The 6864-nt window shown below is 70.7% G+C and carries 8 protein-coding genes; 3 read left to right on the forward strand and 5 right to left on the reverse strand.

Going from position 1 to position 6864, the window contains the following annotated elements; translation table 11 throughout:
- Positions 1 to 22: 22 nt before the first annotated feature.
- Both AC6LJ5_RS23420 and AC6LJ5_RS23425 read left to right on the forward strand, forming a co-directional pair.
- On the forward strand, positions 23 to 934 hold the full coding sequence (locus tag AC6LJ5_RS23420; protein WP_392409016.1) for a polysaccharide deacetylase family protein: 912 nt from the start codon (positions 23 to 25) through the stop codon (positions 932 to 934).
- Complete coding sequence (locus AC6LJ5_RS23425; RefSeq protein WP_498141757.1) at positions 931 to 2352, forward strand: MmgE/PrpD family protein; 1422 nt, start codon at positions 931 to 933, stop codon at positions 2350 to 2352. The genes AC6LJ5_RS23420 and AC6LJ5_RS23425 overlap by 4 nt, the downstream gene beginning before the upstream one ends.
- Before the next feature lie 31 nt (positions 2353 to 2383).
- Here AC6LJ5_RS23425 and AC6LJ5_RS23430 read toward each other — a convergent pair whose 3' ends face one another.
- The 5 genes from AC6LJ5_RS23430 to AC6LJ5_RS23450 all read right to left on the reverse strand — a co-directional run bounded on the left by AC6LJ5_RS23430 (position 2384) and on the right by AC6LJ5_RS23450 (position 6096).
- Complete coding sequence (locus AC6LJ5_RS23430; protein ID WP_103273738.1) at positions 2384 to 3127, reverse strand: sulfite exporter TauE/SafE family protein; 744 nt, start codon at positions 3125 to 3127, stop codon at positions 2384 to 2386.
- Between the two features lie 141 nt (positions 3128 to 3268).
- Positions 3269 to 3856 carry a hypothetical protein gene (locus AC6LJ5_RS23435; RefSeq protein WP_392409020.1) on the reverse strand — a complete coding sequence of 196 codons (588 nt, stop codon included), beginning with the start codon at positions 3854 to 3856 and terminating at the stop codon, positions 3269 to 3271.
- On the reverse strand, positions 3853 to 3984 hold the full coding sequence (locus tag AC6LJ5_RS23440; protein ID WP_498141758.1) for a hypothetical protein: 132 nt from the start codon (positions 3982 to 3984) through the stop codon (positions 3853 to 3855). Before AC6LJ5_RS23440 ends, AC6LJ5_RS23435 begins: the two co-directional genes overlap by 4 nt.
- A 72-nt stretch (positions 3985 to 4056) precedes the next feature.
- Entirely contained in the window at positions 4057 to 4971 is a 915-nt protein-coding gene (locus AC6LJ5_RS23445; RefSeq protein ID WP_498141759.1) for a carboxylesterase family protein, read from the reverse strand.
- A 162-nt stretch (positions 4972 to 5133) separates the two neighbouring features.
- Complete coding sequence (locus AC6LJ5_RS23450; RefSeq protein WP_103273736.1) at positions 5134 to 6096, reverse strand: GlxA family transcriptional regulator; 963 nt, start codon at positions 6094 to 6096, stop codon at positions 5134 to 5136.
- Between the two features lie 258 nt (positions 6097 to 6354).
- On the opposite strand from AC6LJ5_RS23450, the gene AC6LJ5_RS23455 reads away from it, so the two are divergent.
- A complete protein-coding gene (locus AC6LJ5_RS23455) occupies positions 6355 to 6711 on the forward strand; it encodes a DUF1428 domain-containing protein (protein ID WP_103273735.1) in 357 nt (118 codons plus the stop codon).
- Positions 6712 to 6864 lie beyond the last annotated feature (153 nt).

The following is a 6864-nucleotide window of genomic DNA, read 5'->3' on the forward strand; positions in this document are numbered from 1 at the left end:
TCCGGACTTGCCGACAGACATCATGAACAATCCCCGCATTCCCTTCCTGATGCCGCGCCAGCGCCCGCCGCTGGCCGGCCTGGACGGACGCCCCATCCTGGTCCACCTGGTCGTCAACGTGGAACACTGGCCGTTCGACCAGCCCATGCCGCGCACCATCCTCACCCCGCCGCACGGCATCGGCAACGTGCCCGACGTGCCCAATTTCAGCTGGGCCGAATACGGCCTGCGCTGCGGCCTGCCCCGCATGATCGACGCCATCGCTGGCCGAGGCCTGCCGGCCTCGGCCAGCCTGAACGCCTCGGTCATCGACGCCTATCCGGCGGCCGCCGACGCGCTGCTGCAGGCCGGCTGGGAATTCATCGGCCACGGCATCCACCAGCGCGCGCTGTCGCAGGACGGCGGCGTCGGGCAGGCCGAGGCCATCGCCGCCGCGCTGGACCGGATCGAGCGCTTCAGCGGCGCGCGCCCGCGCGGCTGGCTCTCGCCCGGCCTGCGTGAAACCAGCGAAACGCCCGACCTGCTGGCGCAGGCTGGCGTGGACTATGTGTTCGACTGGTGCCTGGACGACCTGCCCAACTGGATGCGCGCCGCCCCGCGCCCGCTGCTGGCCCTGCCCTATGCGCTGGAGCTGAACGATTCCGTGATCCATGCCGTGGAAAAGCACGCCACCGGCGAGTTCGGCCGCCGGCTGGATCACACGCTCAACGTCTACGCGCGCGAGGCCGCCGCGTCCGGCATGCCGCGCGTGCTGACGCTGGGACTGCATCCGCACCTGATGGGCGTGCCGCATCGCTACCCCGATTTCGAGGCCATGCTGGACCGGCTCCAGCGCCATTCCATGACCCGCTTCGTCACCGGCGCCGAACTGTACGCGTGGTATGCCGGCCAGTGCTCGCCGCCGCTGCGCGGCGCGCCGGGAGACCAGGCATGAGCGGCGCGCAGACCACCGCCGCGCGCGACGCGGAGCCGTCCCAGCCAGCCGCCAGCGCCATCGACGCGCTGGTCGCGCACCTGCAGCGCCTGCGCTACGAGGACCTGCCGGCCGAGGCTGTCGCCGCCGCCCGGACCTTCCTGCTGGACGCCATCGGCGTCGGGCTGTCGGGCTCGCGCCACCCGCGCATGGCGGCGCTCAAGCACGCCGCCGCCGCGCTGGGCCAGGGCGCCGAGGCCACGGTCTGGGCCAGCGGCGAACGGCTGCCGCTGGCCAGCGCGGTCATGCTCAACGCCTACCAGGTCTTCAACCAGGAATTCGACGCGATCCATGACCGCGCCGTGGTGCACGCCTTCGCCTGCATCGCGCCCGCCGCGCTGGGCTATGCCGAGCGCGAGGGCGGCGTGGACGGCAGGCGCCTGATCACCGCCGTGGCCGCAGGGCTGGACTTCGCCATCCACGTGGCGCTGGCACAGCGCGCGCCGATGCGCTTCTTCCGGCCAGCCATGTGCGGCGGGCTGGGCGCCACCGCCACCCTGTGCAAGCTCGCCGGCCTGGACGAGGCCGCCACGCGCGACGCCCTCGGCCTGGCCTACAGCCATCTGTCCGGCACCATGCAGGCGCACATCGAAGGCTCGCCCGCCGTCGGCCTGCAGGTCGGTCTGAACGCGCGCGCCGCGGTCACGGCCTTCGAGCTGGCGCGCGCCGGTTTTCCCGGCCCGCGCGACATCCTGGAGGGGCCGTTCGGCTATTTCGCGCTCTACGACGCCGGCCAGGCGCGCTGGGACGAAGTCGCCGGCGACGTCGGCCGCGTCTTCCAGATCGCGCGCATGAGCCACAAGCCCTACCCCACCGGACGCGCCACGCACAGCGGCATCGGCGCCGCGCTGCGGCTGATGCGCGAACACGCGCTGCGGCCCGGGGACATCGCCGGCATGAAGGTGTACGCGTCGTCGCTGATCGTGCGCCTGGTCGGCCGGCCCGCCCGGCCCGGCATGGACTCGGCCACCGCCCGACTGTGCATGGGCTACACCGTCGCCACGGCCATCCTGCATGGCCAGGTGGGCATCCAGGATTTCGATCCGGACGCACTGGCCGATCCGCGCCGGCTGGAGCTGGCCGCCCGCATCGAGGTGCTGGACGACGGCAATCCCGATCCCAACGCCATGTGCCCGCAGCGCGTGGAACTGCATCTGCGGGACGGCCGCTGCCTGGCGCTGGACATGCCCGAGTTTCCGGGCAGCCCGGCGCTGCCGCTGGACGAAGCCGCGCAAGACGCCAAGTTCCGCGCCTGCTGCGCCTCGGCCCAACCTCCCGTGCCGCCGGACCGGGCCGAGGCGCTGATCCGCCGCCTGCGCCGCCTGGAGGATGCGGCCGAGCTGCGCGAGATCGTCGCGCTGCTGTCGACCGCCGACTAGCGATGCCGCGCGGGGCCGCAATGGCCCCGCGCTAGCGCGCCAGCAACTGCGGCACGGCCGAAATCAGCAGGGTCACGCCCGAACAGGTCAGCAGGCCCAGCACGATGCGGCGGAACGCCAGCTCCGAGATCCCCATGTACAGGCGCGTGCCCAGCAGCGTGGGCACCAGCATGGCGGGCGCGACCACCGCGAACATCGGCAGCATGTCGCGCGTGATCATGCCCGTGCCCAGATAGGTCAGCATGGTCACCGCCAGCATCGACAGATTGAAGTTCTGGATGACGGCGCGCTGCGCGTGCTTGTCGAAGCCGCACAGCGTGCACCAGAGCGTGGGCACCACGCCGGTGAAGCCGCCGATGCCTCCCATCACGCCGCCCACCAGTCCGGCCGCGCAGTCGCCGACCCGGCTGCCCTTGATGCGCGGCAGGCGCGCGGCGAACAGCATGGTCGGACACCAGATCGCCAGGATGGCGCCCAGCACCGCCTTGAACCAGGTCATGTCCAGCATGGGCAGCAGCTGCACGCCCAGCGGCACGCCGGCCAGCCCGCCGGCCACGAAGGGCCACAGCATTTTCCAGTCGAAACCGCGCCGCACCGAGAACACCGCCAGCAGCTGGCCGGTCAGCGAGCCGAACACGGCCAGCGCGGCCGCCAGGCGCGGATCCAGCGCCCAGGCCCAGAACGACATCGACACCATGCCGAACGCGAAGCCCGACAAACCCTGCACGAATCCCGCCACGGCCGCGCCCAGCGCGACCAGCCACCAGCCATCCATGAGTCCCTCTCCCCGTGGCGCGCCGCGCCGGCTTGCGTCCGCCGTGTCCTGCGCGCCTGGATCGCTATTCTAGAGAGACGGCGCGGCCGCGCCATTCGGACTGCTGATGCCGCCATAGCCTCAAGCTGATGGCGGCCGGGCTCACCATTCCAGCAGATCGAAGAAAGCGCGGGCGGCCTCGTCGCCGCCCAGCACGGCGGCGGCGGCGCGGACGGCGGCCTCGCGGTGCCTGGGGCGCAGCTCGCCCTCGTCGTCGCACAGATCGTCGCCGGCGTCTTCATGAACACCGCCCACGGCCGCCAGCACGGCGGCCAGCGTGCGCAGGTCGGGCGCCAGCCATTGCGCATCCCAGCGGCCCGCGCCATGCAGCGCGTACAGGACGCGGCCGGTGGACATTTCCAGGATCAGCGGATCGGCGTGCTGGTCGGCGATGACGAGCCAGTCCTCGGGCCAGTCCGTCAGACGCTCGCCGCTGTTGCCGTCCCAGCGATAACCGGCCTGCCGGACCCACAGCTTGGCCAGCGGCGCGAAACCCAGGGCCGTGCCGGGAATGGTCACGCCCACCGGGCCGACATGCTCATAGACCACGGGGCCCAGCGGCCCGACTTCGGCGTAGAACTCGGCCAGCGCCGGCGGCAGCGGAAACGGGCCGCGCCACTCGCCCGCGCCTTGCGGGCGCAGGTCGCCGAAACGAAGGAATTGGTCGCGGATGGGTGCGTAGCCGCTCATGCCTGCGCCGCCCGGCCGGGCGCGCCGCCGGCGGACGCGACGTCGGGCGGAGGCACGGCCGGACCATTGACCTCGCCATGCATGGGAGAAGAAAAACCGACCAGCAACGACATGAGTGGCTTGGACATGGGAATCGTGGATCACCGGGGCCGAAGAGAATGCCGTATTGTCCCATGGCCGGGCGGGTCCACAACGGCGCGCTAGCGCGGCTTGCGCTGCTCGAACAGCCATTGGCGCCAGGCGCCGTCGGTGAACAGCTGCGGCGGCACGCGATGGTCCATGCCGACATAGGTGATGAACCGGGGCCGACCGCCGGCGGCGGCCAGTTCCTCGGCCCAGACCTGGGCGCCGACATAGGCATTCTCCTGATCGTAGTCGCCGTGGATCAGCAAGGTCGGCACATGCGCCACGGAACGCGCCAGGCTGCGCTCGGGCGGCACGCCCGACAGCGCGACCATCGCGGCGAACAGGCCGGGCCGTGCCACGGCGGCGTCCATCGCGGCGGACGCGCCCATCGAAAAGCCCAACGCGTAGACGCGGGCCGGGTCGATCGGATGGCGGCGCATCAGCTCATCCACCAGCGCCAGCACGTCGGCCAGCGGCGCCCCCGGCTGGGATATGCGCAGACCATGCGTGTCATTGATGTAGTTGGCGCTGCGGTCGCGCGTCTGCGGCACCACCACATAGGCCGGAAAGCTGCGTCGCACATCGGGCGCGGCCCACAGGCGCGTGAAGGCCGTCATGGGCTTGAGGTTGTCGTCGCCGATGCCGCCGGAGCTGTGAAAGAACACCACCAGCGGGTAGCGCTCGCCAGCCACCGGCCGGGCCGGCGCCAGCAGCCGGTACGGCATGTCGGTCTTGCCGGCATCGAACACCGCTTCGGAAAAGTCCTCCAGCGGCGCGCCGCGATACTGCTCCACCAGCGCCAGCTGCGCGGCCGTGGGCGCGTAGCGCTGCTGCGATTCAAGCACCTTGCCGGGCGCGGCCGCCGCGCCGCCGCCGGCGCAGGCCAGGACCACGCACAACGACGCGCCGCCCAGGCGCGCGCGCACGCGCATGCCGGCGCGCGCCACCGGCGCCGGCCGGCCGTGGGCCGATACAAGGAAGGGATCCAAGCGGTTCTCCGAGAGTTCGACGCGGACGCGATCCGCCTGCAGGCGGACGCGCGCAACCCGCGGGTAGCGCGGAAATTGTAGAAAGCCCGACCCGCCGCAATGTGAAAAACTGTGCGGATTATGTATGCCTTGTGTAGGCCGGCCGCCGCCTGCGCGGCGACGCTACTGGTAGCGTTCCCGGTAGCCCACCGGCGACATGCCGCAGTACTTGCTGAAGATGTCGCGGAACGCCTTGGTGTCGTTGTAGCCGACCTCGTACATGACCTCGGACACGCTCTTGCGCGAGTTTTCCAGCCGCTTCTTGGCCGCCTCGACGCGCACCCGCTGCACGTACTCGACGATGCTGTTGCCGGTGGCCTGGCGGAAGCGCCGCTCCAGCGTGCGCCGCCCCATCGCGTGGCGGTCGGCCAGCGCCTCGACCGTGATCTTCTCGGTATAGCGGCCCTCGATGTATTCCTGCACCGCGCGCACCGCCTGGTCGGCATGCGCCTTCTGCCCCATGAACACGGCGAAGGGCAGCTGGCTCTGCCGGCTCCAGTCCAGCTGGAAATACTTGGCGCACCAGATGGCGGTGTCGCGGTCGGCGTAGCGCTCGATCAGGTGCAGCACCAGGTGCGCGGCCGAAAAAGCCCCGCCGCTGGTATAGATGCCCTCGCCGGCCATGACCACGCGGTCGCTGACCCACTGCACCTCGGGAAACAGCTGCGCGTACATGCCTTGCGCGGCCCAGTGCACCACTGCCTCCTGCCCGTCGAGCAGGCCGCCCGCCGCCAGCAGCGCCGCGCCCATGCACAGGCTGGCGACCTCGCCGCCGCCCCGGTGGTGGCGCGCCAGCCATTCGATCAGCGCGCGGTTGTTCAGCACCACGTCCGACACCGAACCCAGCAGGGGCGGCGCAATGCAGATGTCAACAGCGCCGGCCTCGTCCAGCACGGCATCGGCCTGGACCGTGATGCGGCCGTCATCGAGCCGGACCTCGCGCGTGACGGCCAGCGTGCGCACGCTGAATCCGGGCGGACGTCCTTGCGCCGCCAGGTATTCGTTGGCCACCAGGAAGCCCTGCCTGGCGGTCTCCAGGGAAGCGATGTTCGCGCCCGTGGGCAGCAGGAAAGCGACGTTTTTCATGGCGGAATCGTCCTGTTTTCTGGCGGCGGCGCGCGGCGTCCGCTGCGCGCCGCGCGGTATCCGGCACACCCGTTTTTACCCGGCAAAGAATACGCCGGAAGCCTGTCGCAATCCACCCGCAAGATTGTCGCAATCGCCTATCGGAAGCGCGCGCGGATCCCGATAAAGTGTTTCTCACCGGCTCGATGTCCGGACGGCGGAATCAGCGGCGCGCGGGCGTCGCGCCGCGTAGAACAACACCCTGCAATGGAGTCATCGATGGAAAAGTACATAGACGGTTACCTGCTGAGCGTGGCAACGGCCGAGCTGCAGGCGTACAAGAAAATGGCCGGACTGGCGCGCACCGTGTGGCTGGAACACGGCGCGCTGGACTACCGCGAATGCCGCGGCGACGAACTGGACAACGAAGCCTTCGCCTCCTTCACCAAGGCCGCCGGCGCGGGTCCCGACGAAACCGTGGTGTTCGCCTGGATCCTGTTCGCCAGCAAGGCCGAGCGCGACCGCATCAACGCGCTGGCCATGAGCGATCCGCGTCTGGCCAACATGGAATGCGGAGGCATCTTCGATCCCAAGCGCATGTGCTGGGGCGGCTTCACGTCCATGATCGGAAGCTGACCGACACCCGCCGGCCCGAACGGGGCCCGCGTCACCGGCCTTTCCGGCCAAACACCCTGCCCGTCCGGAGATCCCGGCCGGCGCCCTTGTCCCTGGAGCAAACCCATGCCCACCCCCGCCACCCACGCAATTCCCCCCGGCATGCACACGCTG

This window comes from Achromobacter sp. 1011791174, assembly GCF_059760925.1.

Excerpts from the sequence above, each read along its gene's own strand:
- AC6LJ5_RS23420 (WP_392409016.1), top strand. The coding sequence starts at position 23 with ATGAACAATCCCCGCATTCCCTTCCTGATGCCGCGCCAGCGCCCGCCG.
- AC6LJ5_RS23425 (WP_498141757.1), top strand. The coding sequence starts at position 931 with ATGAGCGGCGCGCAGACCACCGCCGCGCGCGACGCGGAGCCGTCCCAG.
- AC6LJ5_RS23430 (WP_103273738.1), bottom strand. The coding sequence starts at position 3,127 with ATGGATGGCTGGTGGCTGGTCGCGCTGGGCGCGGCCGTGGCGGGATTC.
- AC6LJ5_RS23435 (WP_392409020.1), bottom strand. The coding sequence starts at position 3,856 with ATGAGCGGCTACGCACCCATCCGCGACCAATTCCTTCGTTTCGGCGAC.
- AC6LJ5_RS23440 (WP_498141758.1), bottom strand. The coding sequence starts at position 3,984 with ATGTCCAAGCCACTCATGTCGTTGCTGGTCGGTTTTTCTTCTCCCATG.
- AC6LJ5_RS23450 (WP_103273736.1), bottom strand. The coding sequence starts at position 6,096 with ATGAAAAACGTCGCTTTCCTGCTGCCCACGGGCGCGAACATCGCTTCC.
- AC6LJ5_RS23455 (WP_103273735.1), top strand. The coding sequence starts at position 6,355 with ATGGAAAAGTACATAGACGGTTACCTGCTGAGCGTGGCAACGGCCGAG.